Raw genomic sequence first — 22152 nt, 5'->3', positions numbered from 1 at the left:
TTTCCCTCACACGCCGGGAGGGGGGGAGGTGAGGCCATCAGGCCGCACACCCGGTCAACATCAATCCTTATCCGACGCGCTCAGCGTAACGGAGGAGAGATAGTTCAGCAGTGCAATATCGTTATCCACACCCAGTTTCATCATTGCTGATTTCTTCTGGCTACTGATGGTTTTAATACTGCGGTTCAGCTTCTTGGCAATCTCGGTGACCAGGAAACCTTCGGCGAACAGGCGCAGAACTTCGCTCTCTTTCGGAGACAGGCGTTTGTCGCCATAGCCACCGGCGCTGATTTTTTCCAGCAGACGAGAGACGCTTTCAGGCGTGAACTTCTTGCCTTTCTGCAGCGCAGCGAGCGCTTTTGGCAGATCGGTCGGCGCACCCTGTTTCAATACAATCCCTTCGATATCCAGATCCAGCACGGCGCTCAGAATGGCCGGGTTGTTGTTCATGGTCAGAACAATGATCGAGATGTCGGGGAAGTGACGTTTGATATATTTGATGAGTGTGATCCCATCACCGTATTTGTCCCCAGGCATGGAGAGATCGGTGATGAGCACATGCGCATCAAGCTTTGGGAGGTTATTGATCAGTGCTGTAGAGTCTTCAAATTCACCGACTACATTCACCCACTCGATCTGTTCAAGTGATTTGCGAATACCGAACAGTACAATCGGATGGTCATCGGCAATAATTACGTTCATATTGTTCATGTATAAGGCTACCTTGCTACAGCAAGCTTTTGACGTAGGCGTCAATGTCGCTGATGTATTTTTCAATGCCAGAGGCATCTTTCTCACGAATTAGATGTTCCAGCGTTTCACATAACTGCTTGCCGGGAACCAGATTAAGCATGGCAAACACCCCTTTAAGCCGGTGTGCTGTCTGTGCCAGCGCTGCAAAATCATTCGCAGCGGACTCAGTATACAACCGCTTAACATCATCTGGTACTGTATCAACAAAGAGTGAATAGTATCCGCTGGCGTGAAGCTCGGCATTTTCATTGCCGCCTAACGGTGATTCCGCTATCTCTTCCTGCGCCAGTTGCTCTTCTATTAGTTGTAGTACAGCTTCCTGCATCGCATTGCTTATATTAAAGTTGACGCGCAGCTGGCCTGGGCCGATTTTTCGCACGCCTGGCTCATCATCGCTTAAAAGCAAGCCGGAGGCAGTAAGATTAGACGGATTATCAGTTAAAAACAGATCAAATTCTTGACTTGAGAGTCTTTCATCCGGCGTTATGCAGGCCGCGCCCCAGTTTTCTAACTGACGAACCACAATATTGCGGATCTCATTCGAGGTCACATCCACCATCACGACCACATCATCCAGCAGGCGTTCTTCGTCTTCTTCCTGTGGATTCGCCGCCATTTTAACGTGCAGTGAGTAACGCGTGCCAAGTGATTCGCGGGCCTTGATATTCAGATGGCCACCGAGCTTACGTGCCAGCTGATCGCACAGCCAGAAGGTCAGGGCATTGGCCTTGCCGTAATGATCGCTCTGGGTGTCATTCAGGAACGGGAAATGCAGATTATCGATTTCGCTTGTCGTTACGCCTTCCCCGGTATCCAGGATACGGAACGTCAGGCGATCTTCAGCCGACTCGTCGGTACTGACTTCCAGGGTGATCTTGCCGATCTGGGTGGTGGTGACGGCGTACTGAATAATCATCAGCAGAATGCGACGCAGCGCTTCGCGATCGCCGTGACGTTCATCATTCGCCGGTAAATGGTTATTGATCAGCAACTGCAGCCCTTTGCGCTTAATCACGGGCAGGACCTCAGGCACCACTTCATCGATCAGATTCTGGATAGAGAAGAGGGTCGGCGTTCCTTTCCAGAAATCATTTTCGAGCATATTGGCCAGCTGGATCTCATCTACCATGCGCACCAGCGAGTCGGCCTGGCAGGCAAGCTGATGGCTTTCAGATGTATTCAGCGCCGCCGCCTGGGCCGCCAGCATTTTTAACGGCTTCTTGAAGGCATCGCCAATATTTTGCATAAAGGCAGCGCGCCCCTGCTGGTTTTTCTCATACAGACGTTGTGCCTGCTTGAGCTTTTTATTCACCAGCACTTCACGATCCTGATCGCGGATGATGAAGATCTGCGTGCGGGAGGCGATCTGGCTGCGGAACTGTCGGATCTCATACAGCTCGTTATTAATGGTGGCCTGAATCACGCCCTGATGTTGATCCGCCATAGCGGTGATGTTCTGCAGATTGAGATGAGGCAGCAGGTGGTCAGCAATTTTATTGCTCATCACCGTACGGTTGGCTTCCTGATCGTGAACCAGCACCCCAAGCGGCAGCACGGAAATAATCTCTTCATTCAGCGCGCGCAACACGCGCAGTTCGTTACTGGTTCCTGCCGGGACCGGGGCGGCATCGCTTTGACGCCCTGACTGGAAGCGGAACGTGCTGTAGCCAAACAGCGCCAGCGCCAGCAGGCCGATATTCAGCAGCAGGGGCAGGAGGATATTTTGCAGCGTATCAAGCAGCAGGGTGCCGAACGGCACTTGCCACACCAGACGCATACCGGTTGAGTTCAGCGAAGAGGCAATTTCGATTTTCGAGCCGTTAAAGGAGATCGATACGCTCTCTGCGGCCTCTTTGTCCGATGCGGCTCGCATATTCTGAGTGCTGCTGTCCGGCTCCAGACGGAAGCTGTCGAGCGGCATATCCGGTGGAATCAAGTCATTGATGGGCAAATCAAAGGCCACTACCGTCGCCAGATGGCCTGGCTGGTTAAAAGTGGTACGCAGCGTAAAGTAATGGCCATTCTGCCAGGCGAGGCGGCGCAGAGATGAGAAGCTCTCACGTTCATCAAGGGCGTTCGCCTGCTGCAGCATTTCTGCCCGGCGGGAATCGACAATGCTGCCCACGGTCGTCTCTTTGAAACCGGAAGAGAGGTCTTTTAGCGGCAGGGTTGAGATCAGGATCATGCTGTTGTCCTGACCGTTCAGATAGTACATCGACCACGGCACCGTCTCGGCACCCCAAAGGGTATCAAGATAGGTTGAGATGCGCTGGGTCATCTCAAGCGTTGCGCTGTCATGAGAGCCGAAGATCAGCGCTTCGGTTTTGCGCTGTGGTTTTTCCAGATAATAGACGTCTTGCTTCAGGCGAGTCTCCTGAAGCCCGTCTCCGGAAGAGGTTGCCGGCGCGGCCGCGATGTTGTCGTAAATCTGCCAGGTTGCATAGCGCCAGGTATCAATGCGCTTGTGGACGGCGTGGGTGATATCAACAACCTGATAGCTTTTGTCCTTCAGCCAGGCGTTAACCGCGCTCTGAACCATAACCCCCATTGTGACTAGCAGCACAACGATCAAAAGAAGAAAGAAACGGGTGATGCTCCCGGGTAAGAGGGAGAATTTGCTCGGAGCGGTAGTTTCAGTCTGACTCATTGATATCTTTAACCCGTAATGGTCGTGCTCTATGGCGATAGGGCAGTATAAAGGGTAATACCTGAATTTCCAGCGTCACGCTCTTTGAACCCGCCACTTTTTCGGCTGACAATATCGGAGAACGCCATTGCATGAAACATGTACAAAGCGAGTGAGAGTGTACAAATAAAAACCGATACATACCGGTAAATAGCACGAATTAACAAGAAATTGAGATTTGCAGTAATGACGCGGTTCTCAAGGGGAGAGGAAACGAATTTAGTTAATAGTCGTTACAATTTCAGGGCGGTAGCACAAAAAAACGCATGCTACGTAAAGAAAGGTAAAAAAAAACCGAATGCCAGGCATTCGGTAGAATTAGGGATAAACAGACATTCAAATCTGAATGACGGTAATAAATAAAGTTAATGATGATAGCGAGAGTTATTTTAGAGATAACGGCCGATCTTGTTTTGTCATTCAGTGCTGTAAATATTTTTAATGTAGTTTACTGAATTTAAATGTTTTTTCTTCTCGCTTGATGATAAGTGCTAAATTCTTAAGCTCTCTGTGCTTTGTAAAAGTTCCTTGATATTTACATTTTGAAACATGTTTATCGTGAAATGAAACATTTTCAAAGTTTTCGTATCATATTCCCGTTGGATTATTCTGTAATTTTGCGGAGAATGAAATTGCCGACTGGTTAATGAGGGTTAATCAGTAAGCAGTGGCAATTATAAGGCATATAACAGAGGGTTAATAAAATGAAAGTTAAAGTACTGTCCCTCCTGGTACCAGCTCTGCTGGTGGCAGGCGCAGCAAATGCGGCTGAAATTTATAACAAAGATGGCAACAAATTAGATCTGTACGGCAAAGTTGATGGTCTGCACTATTTCTCTGACGACAAGAGCAATGATGGCGACCAGACTTACATGCGTCTTGGCTTCAAAGGCGAAACCCAGGTTAACGATCAGCTGACCGGTTACGGCCAGTGGGAATACCAGATTCAGGGCAACACCTCTGAAAGCGACAACCAGTCCTGGACGCGTGTAGCGTTCGCGGGTCTGAAATTCGCTGACGCGGGTTCTTTCGATTATGGTCGTAACTACGGTGTGATCTACGACGTAACGTCCTGGACTGACGTTCTGCCAGAATTTGGCGGCGACACCTACGGTGCAGACAACTTCCTGCAATCCCGTGCTAACGGCGTAGCAACCTACCGTAACCAGGACTTCTTCGGTCTGGTTGATGGCCTGAACTTTGCTCTGCAGTATCAGGGTAAAAACGGCAGCGTAAGCGGTGAAAACGATTCCGGTCGTAGCACCCTGAAACAGAACGGTGACGGTTACGGCGCGTCTGTGACCTACAACCTGGGCGAAGGCTTCAGCATCGGTGGTGCGATGTCTTCTTCTAAACGTACTGCTGACCAGAACGACACCGCTAACCTGGCGCTGAAAGGCGAAGGCGATCGTGCTGAAGTTTACTCTGGTGGCCTGAAATACGACGCCAACAACATCTACCTGGCGGCGCAGTACTCTCAGACCTATAACGCAACCCGTTTCGGTAACTCTCAGAGCAGCAGCGACATTTACGGCTTTGCTAACAAAGCACAGAACTTCGAAGTGGTTGCTCAGTACCAGTTCGACTTCGGTCTGCGTCCATCCGTGGCTTACCTGCAGTCCAAAGGTAAAGACATCGAAGGTTACGGCGATCAGGATCTGCTGAAATATGTTGATGTTGGTGCGACTTACTACTTCAACAAAAACATGTCCACCTACGTTGATTACAAAATCAACCTGGTTGATGAAAATGAATTCACCCGTCAGGCGGGTATCGGTACTGATGATATCGTAGCGCTGGGTCTGGTTTACCAGTTCTAATCGCTTCATCGTGTGATAAAGGGGGCCTTATGGCCCCTTTTTCGTGCCTTTTCGGTTCTTACAATTCACCCTTTTGGTGTACTCTTGCCGCCCTGGCATGAGGATAATAATGAATGGACATGACTTTTTTACGCGCCAGCTTCCTGGCTATACTTTTTTTCCTGACAGCATGTGACTCTTCCACGCCTGTGGCCAAAACGGATGCTCCCGCGGCGACGGTGCTGGAAGGCAAAACGATGGGCACATTCTGGCGTGTCAGCGTGATGAATCTCGATAAGACACGCGCTGACGAACTTCGCAGCAAAATTCAGTCGCAGCTGGACGCCGACGATCAGCTTCTTTCGACCTACAAAAATGACTCTGCGCTGATGCGCTTTAACCTCTCCACCAGTACTTCCCTGTGGCCGGTGAGCGAAGCAATGGCCGATATCGTGACCGAATCAATGCGCGTGGGCTACAAGACCAACGGCGCGATGGACGTGACCGTGGGGCCGCTGGTTAACCTGTGGGGGTTTGGCCCGAACAAGCAGCCTGTCACCACGCCTGACCAGGCGGCGATAGATGACGCCCGCGCCCGGACAGGGTTGCAGCACCTGACGGTGATCAACCAGTACGGACAACAGTACCTGCAAAAAGATATTCCCGATCTGTTTGTTGATCTGTCGACGGTAGGGGAAGGGTATGCGGCAGATCATCTGGCCGCGTTGATGGCCCAGGAAGGTATTTCACGTTACCTGGTGTCCGTGGGCGGTGCGTTAGTCAGCCGCGGCATGAATGCCAGCGGTAATCCGTGGCGAGTGGCGATTCAAAAACCGACCGACCAGCAAAACGCCGTACAGGCGATTGTGGATATCAACGGTCACGGTATCAGCACCTCCGGGAGCTACCGTAACTATTATGAGCTCGACGGGAAGCGGATTTCGCATGTCATCGATCCGCAGACCGGCCGCCCAATCGCGCATAATCTGGTCTCGGTGACGGTCATTGCCCCCACCGCGCTGGAAGCCGATGCCTGGGATACCGGGTTAATGGTCCTCGGTCCGGAGAAAGCCAAAGAGGTGGTCCGCCAGGAAGGACTGGCTGTCTATATGATCACCAAAGAGGCTGAGGGCTTCAAAACCTGGAGTTCGCCGCAGTTCGACAGCTTCCTGGTAAGTGATAAGAATTAAAAAGCAAGGTTGCGGGTTTTTAATCAGTGGCACTCGGGCACGCTGTATGTATGCTTGTAAGAGGAGCTGATGATGAAAAACCCGACCTTTACTACCGATGACGATCGCTGGCTGGCCGTGCTGGCTCGCGATCCGCGTGCTGACGATCAGTTTGTCTTTGCCGTGCAAACGACGGGGATCGTTTGTCGTCCGTCCTGCCGTGCCCGCCACGCGTTACGTAAAAATGTCCGCTTCTACCCCGATGTAGATCATGCCCTTCAGGCTGGGTTTCGCCCTTGTAAACGCTGTCAGCCGGACAAACGCGATCCGCAGGAACAGACGCTGGCAAAAGTTGAACATGCCTGCCGTCTGCTGGAGCGCGATCCCGCGTTAACGCTGGAAATGCTGGCGCAGCAGGTCGCCATGAGTCCTTTCCACTTCCACCGCTTGTTTAAGTCCGTTACCGGTATGACGCCTAAAGCCTGGCAACAGGCGGCGCGGGTACAACGCCTGCGTACCGCTCTTGCGCAGGGGGACAAAATTACCGATGCCGTGCTGGCCGCCGGGTTTCCTGACAGCAGCAGCTATTATCGTCAAGCCAACGCTGCGCTGGGCATGACGGCGAAGCAGTACCGGAAAGGGGATGTGGCCGTGCGTTATGCGATTGGTGAGTGTTCGTTAGGCCGCTGCCTGGTGGGTGAAAGCGAGCGCGGGATCTGCGCGATTCTGCTGGGTGACGACGATGCGACATTAACCGAGGAGCTTTTGACGCTGTTTCCAAAAGCAGAGCGAGAAACGCTGGAAGGAGAATTCGCCCGGCGTATTGAGCGGGTGATTAGCGCTATCGATGACCATACCGTGCCGCTGGCACTTCCGCTGGATATTCGGGGCACCGCTTTCCAGCAGCGTGTGTGGCAGGCGCTTCGTGACATTCCCCGCGGTGAAACGGCAAGTTATCGCCAGGTGGCGCAGACGATCGGTAGCCCAGGCGCTGTGCGTGCGGTGGCGGGAGCCTGTGCCGCAAATAAACTGGCCGTTATCATCCCCTGTCACCGTGTTGTTCGTCACGACGGTGCGCTTTCGGGCTACCGCTGGGGGACAGAACGAAAGGCGTTGTTACTGAAACGTGAGGCAAAGAACCCGGAGGGATAATGCTCGATCTTTTTGCGGATGCGGAACCCTGGCAGGAGCCCCTTGCGCCCGGCGCGGTGATCCTGCGCCGCTTTGCGCTTTCCCGCGCGGCGGCGCTGCTTGCCGGCATCGATGAGGTGGCGGCGGTCTCGCCGTTTCGACACATGGTGACACCCGGGGGGTACACCATGTCGGTGGCGATGACGAACTGCGGGGAACTGGGCTGGGCGACAAACGCGCAGGGCTATGTATATGCCCCGGGCGATCCTGTAACCGGCCAGCCATGGCCGCCGATGCCTGACGTTTTTCGGGCGCTCTGCCATGACGCCGCCGTTGAAGCGGGCTATGCCGACTTTCGCCCGGATGCCTGTCTGATTAACCGCTACGCCGTGGGGGCAAAGCTCTCGCTGCATCAGGACAAGGATGAACCCGATCTGCGCGCGCCGATCGTCTCGGTATCCTTAGGCCTGCCCGCGGTCTTCCAGTTTGGCGGATTACGCCGTAACGATCCGCTGAAACGGCTCATGCTGGAGCACGGTGATGTGGTGGTTTGGGGCAGGGAATCGCGGCTTTTTTATCACGGCATTCAGCCCCTCAAACCGGGAGTACATCCTCAGACCGGCGAGTTCCGCCTTAACCTGACGTTCCGGCAGGCATCCCGTGGCCAATAAAAATAAGAATTATTCTTGATGTAACCGTCCGGCAGTTTAAACTGCTGGCTGATTTTTATTGCCCGGATTGCCTGCATGCAACTACTTCTCCTCGTCTGGCGTCAGTATCGCTGGCCCTTCATTGCCGTCATGGCGTTAAGCCTCGCCAGCGCCGCGTTAGGTATCGGCCTGATCGCGTTTATTAACGTACGCTTGATTGAAATGGTCGATACTTCACTCGCCGTCCTGCCGGAGTTTCTTGGCCTGCTACTGCTGTTGATGGCGGTGACGCTCGGCTCGCAGCTGGCGCTGACGGCGCTGGGACACCATTTCGTTTTCCGTCTGCGCAGTGAATTTATCAAGCGTATTCTGGACACGCAGGTAGAACGCGTTGAGCAGCTTGGAAGTGCCTCCCTGCTGGCAGGGCTGACCAGCGACGTGCGCGCCATTACCATTGCCTTTGTTCGTCTGCCGGAGCTGGTGCAGGGCATTATTTTGACCTTTGGTTCGGCGGCGTATCTCGCCTGGCTCTCCACAAAAATGCTGGCGGTCACTGCGCTGTGGATTGTTATCACCATCTGGGGCGGTTTTCTGCTGGTGTCGCGCGTCTATAAACACATGGCGGTGCTGCGTGAAACCGAGGATAAGCTCTATAACGATTACCAGACCGTGCTGGAAGGGCGTAAAGAGCTGACCCTGAATCGCGAGCGTGCCGAGCATATCTTTAACCATCTCTATATTCCCGATGCCCGCGAATACCGGCATCACATCATTCGCGCCGATACCTTCCACCTGAGCGCGGTGAACTGGTCGAACATTATGATGTTGGGCGCCATTGGCCTGGTCTTCTGGATGGCGAACAGTCTGGGATGGGCGGATACCAACGTCGCGGCGACCTATTCACTGACGCTGCTGTTTTTGCGTACACCGCTCCTCTCCGCCGTGGGCGCATTGCCAACGTTGCTGAGCGCTCAGGTGGCGTTTAACAAGCTCAATAAATTCGATCTCGCACCGTTTAAAGCCGAATTCCCACGCCCGCAGGCCTTCCCGAACTGGCAAACCCTAGAGCTGCGTAACGTCATGTTCCGCTATCAGGACAACGCTTTTTCCGTCGGACCGGTAAACCTGACGATTCATCGCGGCGAGCTGCTGTTCCTGATTGGCGGTAACGGTAGCGGGAAATCCACGCTGGCGATGCTGCTCACCGGCTTATATCAGCCGCAATCGGGCGAGATTTTGCTGGATGGCAAAGCGCTGAGCGCGGAGAAACCTGAGGATTATCGCAAGCTCTTCTCGGCGGTCTTCACCGATGTCTGGCTCTTTGATCACCTGCTGGGGCCGGAAGGGCAGCAGGCTAACCCTGCGCTGGTGGAGAAATGGCTTGGGCAGCTGCAGATGTCCCATAAGCTTGAGCTTCAGGACGGTAAAATCCTGAACCTGAAACTCTCGAAGGGGCAGAAAAAGCGCGTGGCGCTGCTGCTGGCACTGGCTGAAGAGCGCGACATCATCCTGCTTGATGAATGGGCGGCAGACCAGGACCCGCATTTCCGCCGCGAGTTTTATCAGGTGTTACTGCCGTTGATGAAGGCGATGGGCAAAACTATTTTCGCCATCAGCCATGACGATCACTACTTCATTCATGCCGACCGTCTGCTGGAGATGCGCGACGGCAAGCTCAGCGAGTTGACCGGCGAGGAGCGCGATGCGGCGTCTCGTGATGCGGTAGCACGCACGGCCTGATGTCTCGTCTGACCCTCTCCGACCGGGAGAGGGGATAAAATCGCGGCCGATGTGCCGCTTTTTTATGCATCCCGTCCCGTTGTTTATTCTTATTTACATATCCCCGCGCTATGCTTAATGCCATCTCATTTCATGGATTTATGATTGATGTCGGTATTAAAGAAAAACAGCGCCCGGCAGCGTGACCAGGAACGTGCGCGTCTCATCTGGCTTCTCACGACCGATAAAGCGGTCACTTCTGCGTTACGGGGAAAACTGACCCTGGCTGAGCAATATGATGTCGGCACTTTAGCCGACGATATTGCTGAGGTAGGTGCACTGGTTGCCCATTTGCCTCCGCCCGACCTGGCGGATACCCTCGAAGCACTTCCCTCGGAAGAGCGTCACGCCCTGTGGCGTCTGGTGCAGGATCACGAGCGCGGGCAGGTGCTGTTGGAGGCGTCGGAAAACGTCTGGGATGATCTTATCGATGAGATGAGCGACCGGGATATTCTTGATGCCCTGCAAACGCTGGATATCGACGAGCAGATTTACCTTGTTCAACACCTGCCGCGTAACCTGACCGGCCGACTGCTGGCCTCGCTGCCTGCCGATGAACGGGCGCGCGTGCGCCAGGTGATGCACTACGATAAACACAGCGTTGGCGCAATTATGGAGTTTGGCGTCATCACGGTGCGCCCGGACGTCACGCTCGGCACGGTGCAGCGCTATTTACGCCGCCTGGGCAGTATGCCCGACAACACCGATAAACTGTTCGTGACCTCGCGGGATAAAACCCTGCTCGGTGAGCTGGAGCTGAAAACGATCCTGCTCAACAGCACTCAGCGGCGGGTGAGCGAGGTCATGGAAAACGAGCCGATGGTCTTCTCGCCGGAGGATGACGCGGAAAAAGCCGCGCGTACCTTCGAACGTGACGACCTCGTGAGTGCGGCGGTCGTGGACTCGGTCGGCAAGCTGATGGGACGTCTGACAATCGATGAGATCGTTGACGTGGTCTACGAAGAGACCGATAACGATCTGCGTGCGCTTGGGGGGATCAGCGCCGAAGATGACGTCCATGCCTCTGTGGGCAAGGCGGTCAAAACCCGCTGGGCCTGGCTTGCCATTAACCTCTGTACCGCGTTTATCGCCTCCCGCGTGATTGATGGCTTCGAACACACCATTTCGCAGCTGGTCGCGTTAGCCTCGCTGATGCCGATTGTGGCCGGGATAGGCGGCAACACCGGCAACCAGACCATCACCATGATTGTTCGCGCGCTGGCGCTGGAGAACATTCAGCCGGGTAACTTTGCCTTCCTGATCTTCAGAGAGATGGGTGTGGCGCTGATTAATGGCCTGGTGTGGGGCGGAATTATGGGCGGCATTACCTGGTGGCTGTACGACGATATGGCATTAGGCGGCGTGATGATGCTGGCGATGGTGCTGAACCTGCTGGTTGCGTCGATGATGGGTGTCATCATCCCGTTGACGATGACAAAACTCGGGCGCGACCCCGCAGTGGGGTCGAGCGTCATGATCACTGCCATCACCGATACGGGCGGCTTCTTTATTTTTCTTGGGCTGGCAACGCTTTTTCTTCTTTAACCCGACGCTTAATTCGGGCGGGAAGGAGTGCCATCACGATAATCCCGCCCAGCACACCAATGGCCAGGTTGCCGGTTGAAACCGTGGCTGCAACGGTCACCAGCATCACGACCGTTTCCGCAAGGGGGGCATTTTTCACCGTCGCGGGCTGCAGGCTATGCCAGCTGAAGGTTTTGACGGCGACAATCGCCATAATCCCGGCCAGCACGGCCATCGGGATGCGGGCCATCACTTCACTCAGCGCCGTCACCAGCACCAGAAGCACCAGACCGGCCGCAACAGTGGAAATGCGGCTGCGGCCTTTGCCCATCTCCACGTTGACGATGGTTTGACCAATCATGGCGCAGCCTGCGATACCGCCATACCAGCCGGCCAGAATGTTACCGATGCCCAGACCAATGCTTTCGCGGCGCTTGCCGGAGGGGGTCGCCGTCAGCTCATCCACCAGTTTTGCCGTCAGCAGCGACTCCAGCAGACCCACAAATGCAATGCTTAATGCGCATGGCCAGATAATGCTCAGCGTATCGGTGTTCAGCGGGACAAGCAGCTGCGTCAGCCCGGGCAGGCCACCGCTCATGGTGCCTTCGTCACCCACGGTCGGCAGGATTTGCCCGGTGGTCACGGTAAACAGGGTTAACACCACAATGGCAATAAGCGGCGCGGGGATACTTTTGATATAGCGGGGCACCCAGAGGACGATCAGCAGCGTCAGCACGAACAGGCCCACAATCAGCGGGCTTCGGCTCCAGAAATGGGGAACCTGGGCGAAGAAAATCAAAATACCGAGCGCGTTAACAAACCCGGTCATCACCGACTGCGGAATAAAGCGCATCAGTCGCGCCATACCGAGCACGCCGAAGAGGATCTGGATCGCCCCGGCCAGCAGAACGGCCGGCAAAATGTACTGCACGCCATGCTGATGCACCATCGGGCCAATCACCAGCGCCACGGAACCCGCTGCCGCCGTGACCATTGCCGGGCGGCCGCCGAGCACGGACAGGGCAAGACACAGCACCACGGAAGCAATCAGGCTAACTTTAGGATCAACCCCTGCCACGACAGAAAACGAAATCACTTCAGGAATAAGCGCCAGGGCAGTAATCACGCCCGCCAGCGTTTCACGCATCAGCAGCCGGGGAGAGCGTAATACCGAGGCGACATGGCCTTCATGGGGTAAAGAAGAATCGGGTAATGACATAACACTTCGCAGGTTAGGGCAGGCTTCCGTGCGCGCGATCACAAAACGCAACATACTAGCCAGAAAAGCCGCCTTTTGCCAGCCGCATAGGTAATCCCTCACAAACAATCCATCATTAAATTTCACAATTACAATAATTTCTTAACCTTTAAACACCATTTAAAAGTTGTTACCGTTCCCGCGCAGCTTTTTTCACCTGCAATATCCACGCATCACGCACTTTTACACTAAGGCATAAATTATGAAAAAAATGACTGCCATGCTCTTGTCTCTGGCCGTGGGGCTGAATACCGTCTCAATGGCGGCAAAAGCTGACACGCCAAAAGAGCAGGAAACGGACGTCCTTTTAATTGGTGGCGGTATTATGAGCGCCACGCTGGGAACCTATCTGCAAGAACTGCAGCCGGACTGGTCTATGACCATGGTCGAGCGCCTCGATGGCGTGGCGCAGGAGAGCTCGAACGGCTGGAACAACGCCGGTACGGGCCATTCGGCACTCATGGAACTGAACTACACACCGCAGAAAAAGGACGGTTCCATTAGTATCGAGAAGGCGGTTGAGATCAACGAAGCATTCCAGATTTCTCGCCAGTTCTGGTCTCACCAGGTGAACAGCGGCGTAATGCACGATCCGCACTCCTTCATCAACACCGTGCCGCACATGAGCTTTGTGTGGGGCGAGCAGAACGTTAACTTCCTGCGTGCGCGCTATGCGGCTCTGCAGCAGAGCACGCTGTTCCGCGGCATGAAATACTCCGAAGATCACGCGCAGATTAAAGAGTGGGCTCCGCTGGTCATGGAAGGTCGTGACCCGAACCAGAAAGTCGCCGCGACTCGTACTGAAATTGGTACTGACGTGAACTACGGCGAAATTACCCGCCAGCTGGTAGGTTCCCTGCAGAAAAAAGAGAACTTTAATCTGCAGCTCAGCACCGAAGTGCGTGGCTTTAAGCGCAATGCGGATAACAGCTGGAGCGTGACCGTTGCCGATCTGAAACACAATGAAGAAGAGCACGTCATCAAGGCTAAGTTTGTCTTTATTGGTGCGGGCGGCGCGGCGCTGAAACTGCTGCAGGAAACCGGTATTCCGGAAGCTGACGATTACGCAGGCTTCCCGGTGGGCGGTCAGTTCCTGGTGTCTGAAAACCCGGAAGTGGTGAATCGTCACCTGGCAAAAGTCTACGGTCAGGCTTCCGTTGGTGCGCCACCTATGTCCGTTCCGCACATCGACACCCGCGTGCTTGACGGTAAACGTGTGGTGCTGTTCGGGCCATTCGCGACCTTCTCCACGAAGTTCCTGAAAAACGGTTCCCTGTGGGACCTGCTGAGTGCGACCACCACCTCTAACGTTAAGCCCATGATGGACGTCGGTCTGGATAACTTCGATCTGGTGAAATACCTGATTAGCCAGGTGATGCTCTCTGACGATGAACGCTTTGACGCGCTGAAAGAGTACTATCCGCAGGCGAAGAAAGAAGACTGGCGTTTGTGGCAGGCGGGTCAGCGTGTACAGATCATCAAACGCGATCCGAAAGAGGGCGGTGTACTGCGTCTGGGTACCGAAGTGGTCAGTGACAAAGAAGGCACTGTTGCTGCGCTGCTGGGTGCGTCACCGGGGGCTTCTACCGCTGCGCCAATCATGCTGCATCTGATGGAAAAAGTGTTTAAAGACAAAGTTGCCAGCCCGGAATGGCAGGCAAAACTGAAAACCATTATTCCTTCTTACGGCACTAAGCTGAACGGTAACGTTGACGCGACGGAACAGGAACTGGAATACACCAGCCGCGTTCTGCAGCTGCAATATGTGAAGCCGCAAGCTGCTGCTGACGCAGCACCAAAGGCAGAGCTGAAGCCTCAGGCGGAAAACAAACCGGTCGCGGATATCGCACTCTGATGTGAAAAAGCCGGGTAGCGTTAGCGCTTACCCGGCTTATTAAACCGCACAGTATCATGGCCGGGTCAGGCGAAATCGCCACACGGCTTATCCTTAACGGACTTCTGCGGTGCCCGTCTCTTCTTCCGCCTTCCACACGCGATATTTCACTTCCACGTTTGCAGGCGTATAAACGACGATTGGCAGCTTGCTGTTATAGCGCAGCAGACTGTTGTCACCCAGATACGCGGTAACAAATTTCTTCTCTTTCTTGCCATCCGGGCAGGCCATCATGGTCGAAACCGGAGACGTCACTTTATCAAAGACGTAATAGTCGTAGCCCCAACCTTCCAGGGTTTTGCTTTCCAGCTGACCGCCCAGACGGTGCTGGTTGCAGTCCACTTCCAGCGTCTGGCCAATTAACAGTTCCACTTTGAAATTCGCTTCATCCTGCTGAGCGGGTAACTGAATGACCTGACGCTTCATCCCTTTTTCCGCTTGCGGATAAGGCGCTACTTTTTCCAGAGGCTGCGCTTTAGGGGTGTCGCTGGCGAAAGCGCTGGTGCTAACGCATGCGGCGGCAATCAGGGCAATGGCAAATTGAGGTGCTTTTTTCACAGTCATTCCTTTATGTCAAACTATCAGGCACAGGTTAACATAATGTTCGTGAATGGTTAGTGTAATTTACTTACATTTTCAATACTGGCAGCGTATAAAACTCTATTCATGCGCAATAAGTGGTTGTTTGTACTGCATTGGAGTCTGGCGGCAGATCGTGTTATTTTAAGCGCCACATAATGTTATTCATCTGTGAAGGGAAGAGAGAGATGGTACGTGCAAAACTGAAAACACCTGAAGGCCGCAAGTTCCTGTTGGCGCTACTGGTTGTGTTTATGATTGCTGCCGCGTGTGTTGGGCGGGCAACCATTGTTGGCGTTATTGAACAGTACAACATTCCTCTCTCTGCCTGGACGACCAGCATGTATGTCCTGCAATCAGCGATGATCTTTGTTTATAGCCTGGTGTTCACCGTGCTGCTTGCCATTCCGCTGGGCATTTTCTTCCTGGGTGGGCGTGATAAACACTAAACGCCTTTCCTGCGATAAAAAAGCCAGCCTGAGCGCTGGCTTTTTTATTGGCTCGTTGTTCTTCCTCAGGTTTTTAATCCGTCGTATCCTATTCTGTAAGCAGTCAGGCCACTGTTTTCAGAGCAGGAGTTACAGATGCTTTCCAGATTTACGGTACTCAGCCGGATCCCTCGTGGGGTCTGGGTAGTGGGTGGCGTCAGTATGTTGATGGACATCTCGTCAGAGAGTATTCACAGCCTGCTTCCACTGTTTATGGTGACTACGCTGGGAACGAGCGTGTTGGTTATCGGCCTGATTGAAGGACTCGCGGAGGCTACCGCTCTCTTTATCAAAGTCTTTTCGGGGGCGATTAGCGACTATCTTGGCAAGCGTAAAGGGCTGGCGCTACTCGGGTATGGCCTCGGTGCGCTGAGCAAACCCTTTTTCGCCCTCGCATCCTCTTCGGGGATGGTTTTAGGCGCGCGCCTGATGGATCGTGCGGGGAAGGGGATCCGCGGTGCTCCACGGGATGCACTGGTCGCAGATATCACCCCGCCGGAACTGCGCGGGGCGGCATATGGCCTGCGTCAGTCTATGGATACCACCGGCGCATTTCTGGGGCCACTACTGGCCGTGGGGTTAATGCTGCTGCTACACAATGATTTTCGCGCGGTTTTCTGGATAGCCCTGATCCCCGGCTTTCTTTCGGTTGCGCTGCTGTATTTCGGCCTGAAGGAGCCGAAAACCCCTGTCGAACATAAACGCACTAATCCCATCAAAAGAGAGAATTTAACGCGGCTGGGAAAATCGTGCTGGTGGGTCATTGGCCTGGGGGCGGTATTCACACTGGCACGTTTTAGCGAGGCTTTTCTTATCCTCCGTGCGCAACAGTCTGGCGTTCCCCTGGCCTTAATCCCGCTGGTGATGGTGGTGATGAACGTGATCTATTCTTTCTCGGCCTATCCGTTTGGCAAACTCTCTGATGGTATGAGCCATACCCGGCTTCTGCAGTGGGGGCTAGTCGTATTGATTGCCGCTGATGTCGTTCTGGCCCTGAGTACCCACTGGATCGGTATTATTGTCGGCGTTGCGCTCTGGGGCATGCATATGGGGATGACTCAGGGGCTGCTGGCCGCGATGGTGGCTAAAACAGCGCCTGCGGATTTGCGCGGTACGGCGTTTGGTCTTTTCAGTCTGGTCAGCGGGCTCGGGTTACTGATGGCCAGCGTGGGTGCCGGCGCTATCTGGGAACTGTGGGGCGCAGAATATACCTTTTATGCCGGCGCGGTGATTTGTTTGCTGACGCTGCTTTATCTGCGTAAAACGCCTGCCGAAGTGCGGTAAGAATACGGTTATTAAAATGCTTTTCTTTTTTTAGTCGTAAGAATCTGGGCTGGACAGCATTCATGCTGATTCAACCAGCCCTGTCATCAATTGCAATAAATTCCTGCCTCTGTAATTAGCCCCCCGCTATACCGCCACGTTGTTCAATTATCACACCTCTTATCGCGTGAAATCCGGGCATGTATCCCTCTCTGTATTGCTGACGGTGTCTGGCTTGGGCCGTATCAGCTATGCAGGGACAGGGCGCTTTATCCAGAGGAGGGATGCTTTCGTTACGTCAATGCACGCGCACTGAAACATTATTTCACTTTTTTTATGCAGGATAATGAACCGGAAAAATTCACCGTCTAAGTGTTATTCACTAAAAAAATGATTGGTTGCGATAACAATAGAGATGTTTTGAAGCGAATTAACAGGGAAATGTAGTGGCTGAGTTGATTGTTATTTCTACGATTTGAATTAGGGATATTGATAAATATCAAATGTGTAATCGTTTACAGTCGTTATTATGCGCGGTTTGAAGTGCTTGTTTCGTTTGTTGAAAAAAGTCCCCGACATGTGCCGGGGTAGTTAATTGTTGTTTCTGTTTTCCCTTAACATAAATTAAAGGTAATTATTGTAATGAACCGCCATTCTATCATTTCTTTATCCGTAATAATTGCGCTTTCATGCGGAAGTGTGAACGCCTTCGCTTCTAATTTCATGACCATGGATGAAAAAGCCACTGCTATTCAGTCGATTCGCAATGAAGCCAATCAGGCCATGGAGGATAAGCAGGCTGCATTAAAGACTTACAATGCCGACCGTTCACCTGAAAATATGGCCCGTTTAGGGGACATCGAAAACAGCTTACGCACTGCAGGCGATCGTATTAATGCAGTACAGGCAACTGAAACGGCTCCCGATGCGCCGCGACCTGTAACACAAAGAACGCCGCAACCCGTGCAGCAGAAAACGCCACACATTACGGGCACGACTTACCGGAACGCTGTGATTTCAATGCAGCAAGTCACAACAGGGCCAGCCTTACCTGCAGGAACTGCCGTTAACACCCCTGACGCCACCAAAACGTCTGCAGTGGCTGCGCCACAAATCACAGGCACAACTTACCGCGCCGCAGTGGTGTCTATGCAGCAAGCGACAACAGGTCCAGCCTTACCCGCTGGCACGGCGGTTACTGCGCCCTCGCTTACTCATACTCCAGCCACCACGAAAGCCCCTGATAACGTTACAAGTGTTGCCATAACAAAAGACACGGGCTCGATTAACGTTGCTGTGTCCAGTATGAAGCCGGGGACGCCTGTGAATATCACGGTTAATGGTGTCACCACTACCACCACCGCAGGGGAGATCGCCAAAGTCGATCCGAATGTGCAAATCGCAGTTCCGCATGTAGACGCGTTGATCGTCTCTCAGCGTCAGGGAAGCGATCATAGCCGTAATAACTCACGACATGAGCATGGAACGGGGAACGGCAGCAACAATGCAGCCAACAGCAACAGCGCCCACGGCTTAGGCGGTGGCAATCATATTGGTGGTGGTAGCGCTCAGTCTGGCTCCAGAAACGTGGGTCACTGGTGATAGTCAATCTCTTGATGGGGTGGTTTTTGGGGGTTGTCAGTGGCTGGTGTATGGCTGGAATAGTGGCAAACCTGAAAGAAATCAGGCGACAACATGTCGAATTTGGGAAGTATTTTAAGTGAAACCCTTAAAAAAAGCGTTACTGATGAAAAAGGCTCAGTGGACATTCATCATTCTGGCAGCGGTGACTACAACAGCATGTAGCATTGCTTCTCAACCCGAAACGGATGCATTAAGCACCCGGCCTTTCATGGGGGGAAATGGTAAACGTGTTGCGGCAATGTCAGATTTTCAAATCTGCGAGGCGTTGGGCTATGCACAGGCCCACCACGAAACGAAAGTTTACAACACGCTTTCCGCATTGTTGGAGCAACGCCAACAGGCGGGCACGCTCAGGATCGCTCAGGGTGATTGCACCGCAGCAGCGCTAAACGTCATCAATGAGGAAAAGGCCAAAGTGAAACAGTAACGCATCAGGGGGCCTAAACGGGCCCCTTTTTTTCCAGTGAGTTACATGACACGAAATTCCCTTTGCAGAAATACAAAAACAACCCGGAAGGGTTGGTTTTCAAGATTATGTTGGTCGGAAAAACGCTTCTTGGGGATGTCCTCATGTGGCTTATGAAGACATTACAAACATCGCGGTGTGTTAATCAATGGGGAGCAGGGTAGGGTTAGATATGTATCAGCTCAGACTCGTTTTGGCTGTCTCAATACACCGAACCAAACCTAATATGGCAGTAAACGCTCAATCGCGACGTAACAGATTTGGACTTACACTCGTAGCCCATCCACACTTACTCGTGGCAGATCAATTACTGTCTTAATGCTTGTTTCGATGCAGTCAATGATGGACTCACGAGGCCCGCAGCGCCAGTCTGCGCTCGCGTAGAAAGAATTAAGCACCGTATTCATATTTTCAATACTTTCAAAGGCTCGAATGAGATAGTAGCAATCAAGATCGTGCAGAGAGTGACCAAACGACACCACATCGATGCCGTGGCGTTGATGTAGGGGAACGCTAATTTCTGCCATGACGTTATGAAAAAATGCTCCGGTGCCTTTGTGTAAATTGTATTGCAGTATCTCGACTGTTTTCATCATCACTGCTCCAGACGTTGGTGTATCGCACTAAGTCGATTGTCCAATGTTATTGTGTTACACAAAGGAAAATTATCAGCTAAAGTCCGCGCCAGTACATTCGATATGAGGGCTTCAACGAAATTTATTCATTTGTAAGCCACATATCAGACTCTTCAAACATATCCTCCAGCATGCGGTTCAACTTTTCACGATCGCTTTTGCTGGCATCGCTATTGAGTCCGTTAGCCTGCATAGGCTTAACCTTCACTTCAGCATCAGGGAAGATGTTATGCACTCGCTTCGTAAGCTCGGCCAATATAATTTCTCTGGCTCCATCCAGGCCCTGAACATTTCGCTTATCGTAAACCAATTCAACAAACATAAAACCTCCGTAATAACTTCAAGTGGGGGGAGGTATTTTTACTGTAAAAATATACAGCGTCAAGCGTGGCGGAGTGTTTTAAGGGGGGTTGTTGACCGTTGGTGCTGAAACTACAGGTAATGATTCCCATCAGAAATTAAGCAATAAAAAAACCAGCCATAACCGGCTGGTTTTAAAGAGTATTTTTGGTCGGCACGAGAGGATTTGAACCTCCGACCCCCGACACCCCATGACGGTGCGCTACCAGGCTGCGCTACGTGCCGACGCATAAAAAGAATACTACTCGATTCCGTTTTGAATGCAAGGGAATCTGTTGCTAACTGGTTTATAATTAATCAGTTAGCGATAAAGCGCTTCTCATCCGTCAGAACCTGCAGCAGCAGGCTCAGCTGCGGTTTTTGGTCTTTCAACCGCTCACCCTGCAGATTATACGTCTGATACTTCCCATTGTTGTTCAGCACCAGCGTCAGCGCTGGCGTAGTCACCACCAGCGTGCTCTCTCCGGCAGCCGTCACCCAGTTATGGCGGCGGGTGGCACTGAAGAGATCCTGCCCCTGTGAATACTCGTTTGCTGGCGTGCTGACGTGCAGCAGACGTTGCATCAGGGTCGTCATCACATCTTTATGTTCAGTCAGCATATTGATGCGCTGCGCCGGCGTTCCCGGCCAGTGGATCACCAGCGGAACATGCAGATTTGGACGAGACCACTCCATGCTCTTCGTCTCGTCACCCAACGGGATACCATGACCAGCCGTGACGATCACGACGGTGTTGTCCAGCTTGCCAGACTCGCGCAACGCGTCGAGCACGCGGCCAATCTGTGCATCAACATCACCGGCAGCGCGGCTGTAGCGGCGCGCAAAGCCTTTCTGATTCGTGTCCTCAAGGTTGGTGCCGTTTAAGGCAACCCACGAGAACCAGCGGTTATCTTCCTGGGCGTAGCGTTGCAGCCAGCTTATCCACTGACTGGCGGTCTGTTCATCTGTCTGGCTCTGTGCCGCCGGCAGTGAGAAGTCTGACAGCAGCGCCTGGCGATAGAGCGCGCTGTTAAAGCCATCCGAAGAGAATAGCCCTAACTGATAACCCTGCTGATTAAGTCCGGTGATCAGTGCCGCAGGAATACGGGCGGACAGCACGCCGTCCATGTATCCGGCTGAAATGCCGTAGAACAGACCAAAGATACCCGCGTCGGTCGAGTTACCGGAACTCATATGCTGTGTAAACGTCACGTTCTTACTGGCGAAATCAGCCAGAGCAGGCATCTGCTTCTCGTAACGTGAATAATTCAGGCCATCGACGGTGATTAACAGGACGTTTTGCCCGCGGCCCATATCGCGATAGCGTAGTTCGCTCAGCGGATACTGAACGCTGACCGCTTCCGGATTACCCTGTTCGACCAGACGGCGCTGATACTCCTGCGCATCCAGCAGGCCGTGTTTTTCGAGGAAACGGCGGGCCGTCATCGGATAAGAGAGCGGCAGGTTAGCGCGCTGCATGGTAATAGGGCGATAGAAGTTCGCATCCGCCCAGATATACATGATGTGCGAGCTAATAAAGGAGACGAAAAAGAGCGTCGCAACGGGCTTCGCGTAATGGCGGCGCCGGGTCAGGCTGCGCAGCTTTTGCCAGCTCCAGGTGGCAAACAGCATCTCAATAAGCAGGATCACCGGAACGCTGATAAACATCAGCTGCCAGTCACGGGCCGTTTCGTTTTGATCCGGGTTGATCACCAGTTCCCAGACGATGGGGTTGAGATGCAGGTGAAAACGGGTAAAGACTTCGCTGTCGATAAGCAGCAGCGTTATCCCCGCCGTCGCGAGGATAGCGGACAAGAAACGCATGAGCCGCTGCGACATGACGATAAACGTCAGGGGGAACAGGATCAGCAGATAGGTGGCGAAAACCAAAAAGCTAAAGTGACCCACAACGCTCATCCAGGAGTAAATACGCCCGGTTAGCGTTGTCGGCCAGTCTGCGACAAACAGATAACGACAGCCGATGACCGTCGCTAACAGAATGTTGAACAGGGCAAACCAGTGTCCCCAGCTGACCATCTGGGAGACTTTTTCACGGTAGCGCTGACGATTCGTCACCATAAACTGTTGTTCGTTT

At 53.1% G+C, this 22152-nt stretch carries 18 protein-coding genes and 1 tRNA gene; 11 read left to right on the top strand and 8 right to left on the bottom strand.

The window, feature by feature from the left end; genetic code table 11:
• Window positions 1-60: 60 nt before the first annotated feature.
• Window positions 61-711 (bottom strand): response regulator transcription factor RcsB, encoded by a 651-nt coding sequence (rcsB, locus tag QMG44_RS11525; RefSeq protein ID WP_006176468.1) that lies wholly within the window; start codon window positions 709-711, stop codon window positions 61-63.
• Window positions 712-727: 16 nt separating this feature from the next.
• A complete protein-coding gene (rcsD, locus tag QMG44_RS11520; protein WP_086532275.1) occupies window positions 728-3400 on the bottom strand; it encodes a phosphotransferase RcsD in 2673 nt (890 codons plus the stop codon).
• Window positions 3401-4143: 743 nt separating this feature from the next.
• Between rcsD and QMG44_RS11515 the strand changes: the two genes are divergently transcribed.
• The 6 genes from QMG44_RS11515 to mgtE all read left to right on the top strand — a co-directional run bounded on the left by QMG44_RS11515 (window position 4144) and on the right by mgtE (window position 11512).
• Entirely contained in the window at window positions 4144-5259 is a 1116-nt protein-coding gene (locus tag QMG44_RS11515) for a porin OmpC (protein WP_020883165.1), read from the top strand.
• A 113-nt stretch (window positions 5260-5372) separates the two neighbouring features.
• On the top strand, window positions 5373-6428 hold the full coding sequence (gene apbE / locus QMG44_RS11510) for an FAD:protein FMN transferase ApbE (protein WP_086532276.1): 1056 nt from the start codon (window positions 5373-5375) through the stop codon (window positions 6426-6428).
• Window positions 6429-6500: 72 nt separating this feature from the next.
• Complete coding sequence (ada, locus tag QMG44_RS11505) at window positions 6501-7559, top strand: bifunctional DNA-binding transcriptional regulator/O6-methylguanine-DNA methyltransferase Ada (protein ID WP_020883167.1); 1059 nt, start codon at window positions 6501-6503, stop codon at window positions 7557-7559.
• The gene (alkB, locus tag QMG44_RS11500; protein ID WP_020883168.1) at window positions 7559-8209 is read left to right on the top strand and encodes a DNA oxidative demethylase AlkB; all 651 of its coding nucleotides are present in this window, start codon (window positions 7559-7561) and stop codon (window positions 8207-8209) included. Before ada ends, alkB begins: the two co-directional genes overlap by 1 nt.
• Before the next feature lie 75 nt (window positions 8210-8284).
• On the top strand, window positions 8285-9928 hold the full coding sequence (locus QMG44_RS11495) for a multidrug ABC transporter permease/ATP-binding protein (protein WP_014170954.1): 1644 nt from the start codon (window positions 8285-8287) through the stop codon (window positions 9926-9928).
• A gap of 147 nt (window positions 9929-10075) precedes the next feature.
• Window positions 10076-11512, top strand: a complete 1437-nt coding sequence (gene mgtE, locus QMG44_RS11490; RefSeq protein WP_086532277.1) for a magnesium transporter — start codon at window positions 10076-10078, stop codon at window positions 11510-11512.
• On the opposite strand, the gene QMG44_RS11485 is transcribed toward mgtE, so the two are convergent.
• The gene (locus QMG44_RS11485; RefSeq protein WP_032680576.1) at window positions 11475-12764 is read right to left on the bottom strand and encodes a SulP family inorganic anion transporter; all 1290 of its coding nucleotides are present in this window, start codon (window positions 12762-12764) and stop codon (window positions 11475-11477) included. The genes mgtE and QMG44_RS11485 overlap by 38 nt on opposite strands.
• Window positions 12765-12951: 187 nt before the next feature.
• Between QMG44_RS11485 and mqo the strand changes: the two genes are divergently transcribed.
• Entirely contained in the window at window positions 12952-14604 is a 1653-nt protein-coding gene (gene mqo / locus QMG44_RS11480) for a malate dehydrogenase (quinone) (RefSeq protein WP_014170951.1), read from the top strand.
• A 93-nt stretch (window positions 14605-14697) separates the two neighbouring features.
• On the opposite strand, the gene eco is transcribed toward mqo, so the two are convergent.
• On the bottom strand, window positions 14698-15201 hold the full coding sequence (eco, locus tag QMG44_RS11475) for a serine protease inhibitor ecotin (protein ID WP_040018015.1): 504 nt from the start codon (window positions 15199-15201) through the stop codon (window positions 14698-14700).
• A 209-nt stretch (window positions 15202-15410) separates the two neighbouring features.
• On the opposite strand from eco, the gene QMG44_RS11470 reads away from it, so the two are divergent.
• The 4 genes from QMG44_RS11470 to QMG44_RS11455 all read left to right on the top strand — a co-directional run bounded on the left by QMG44_RS11470 (window position 15411) and on the right by QMG44_RS11455 (window position 19044).
• Window positions 15411-15671, top strand: coding sequence for a DUF2534 family protein (locus QMG44_RS11470; protein WP_010433451.1), 261 nt, complete (start codon window positions 15411-15413; stop codon window positions 15669-15671).
• Window positions 15672-15806: 135 nt separating this feature from the next.
• Complete coding sequence (locus QMG44_RS11465) at window positions 15807-16994, top strand: MFS transporter (RefSeq protein ID WP_086532278.1); 1188 nt, start codon at window positions 15807-15809, stop codon at window positions 16992-16994.
• A 621-nt stretch (window positions 16995-17615) separates the two neighbouring features.
• Window positions 17616-18575 carry a hypothetical protein gene (locus tag QMG44_RS11460; RefSeq protein ID WP_281853082.1) on the top strand — a complete coding sequence of 320 codons (960 nt, stop codon included), beginning with the start codon at window positions 17616-17618 and terminating at the stop codon, window positions 18573-18575.
• Window positions 18576-18693: 118 nt separating this feature from the next.
• On the top strand, window positions 18694-19044 hold the full coding sequence (locus QMG44_RS11455) for a hypothetical protein (RefSeq protein WP_228176546.1): 351 nt from the start codon (window positions 18694-18696) through the stop codon (window positions 19042-19044).
• A 305-nt stretch (window positions 19045-19349) separates the two neighbouring features.
• Here the strand turns inward: QMG44_RS11455 and QMG44_RS11450 are convergent, their stop codons facing one another.
• The 4 genes from QMG44_RS11450 to yejM all read right to left on the bottom strand — a co-directional run bounded on the left by QMG44_RS11450 (window position 19350) and on the right by yejM (window position 22136).
• The gene (locus QMG44_RS11450; protein WP_025203613.1) at window positions 19350-19676 is read right to left on the bottom strand and encodes an NIPSNAP family protein; all 327 of its coding nucleotides are present in this window, start codon (window positions 19674-19676) and stop codon (window positions 19350-19352) included.
• 124 nt (window positions 19677-19800) lie between these two features.
• Entirely contained in the window at window positions 19801-20040 is a 240-nt protein-coding gene (locus tag QMG44_RS11445; RefSeq protein WP_014170944.1) for a DinI family protein, read from the bottom strand.
• Between the two features lie 186 nt (window positions 20041-20226).
• Window positions 20227-20303, bottom strand: a tRNA-Pro gene (locus tag QMG44_RS11440).
• A gap of 72 nt (window positions 20304-20375) precedes the next feature.
• Window positions 20376-22136 (bottom strand): LPS biosynthesis-modulating metalloenzyme YejM, encoded by a 1761-nt coding sequence (gene yejM / locus QMG44_RS11435; RefSeq protein ID WP_025203628.1) that lies wholly within the window; start codon window positions 22134-22136, stop codon window positions 20376-20378.
• Window positions 22137-22152 lie beyond the last annotated feature (16 nt).

The organism is Enterobacter sp. 200527-13 (assembly GCF_027924865.1).
Classification (GTDB): domain Bacteria; phylum Pseudomonadota; class Gammaproteobacteria; order Enterobacterales; family Enterobacteriaceae; genus Enterobacter; species Enterobacter ludwigii.
The sequence above is the reverse complement of the archived record's forward strand: the minus strand, read 5'-3'. Positions and strand labels throughout refer to the sequence as shown.